Origin of the sequence: Streptomyces katrae, from assembly GCF_000966975.1 — a bacterium.
Classification (GTDB): domain Bacteria; phylum Actinomycetota; class Actinomycetes; order Streptomycetales; family Streptomycetaceae; genus Streptomyces; species Streptomyces katrae.
This window is the reverse complement of record NZ_JZWV01001622.1, coordinates 1-351: the sequence shown is the minus strand read 5'-3', so window position 1 is coordinate 351 and position 351 is coordinate 1. Positions and strand designations below refer to the sequence as shown.

General features: G+C 76.1%; 1 protein-coding gene. It reads left to right on the top strand.

Annotated features, from left to right (window positions below):
• Positions 1-351 (top strand): AMP-binding protein (locus VR44_RS39675; protein WP_045952555.1); only part of this gene is annotated, 351 nt, incomplete at both ends.

Below are 351 nucleotides of genomic sequence, written 5' to 3'. Positions count from 1 at the left end.
CGCTCGGCGACCGGGTCGGCGTACGGGTGCCCTCCGGCACCAACGACCTCTACGTGTCCGTCCTCGCCGTCCTCGCCGCCGGGGCCGCCTACGTACCGGTCGACGCCGAGGACCCCGACGAACGGGCCCGGCTGGTCTTCGCCGAGGCCGGCGTCCGGGCCGTCCTGGGAGCCGGCCCCGGCATCGAGGTCACCGGCCCCCGCGCCCACGACCGGGTCCGCTCCGCGCCGCCCACACCCGGACACGACGCGTGGATCATCTTCACCTCCGGCTCCACCGGCAAGCCCAAGGGAGTCGCCGTCACCCACCGCAGCGCCGCCGCCTTCGTGGACGCCGAAGCCGCGCTCTTCC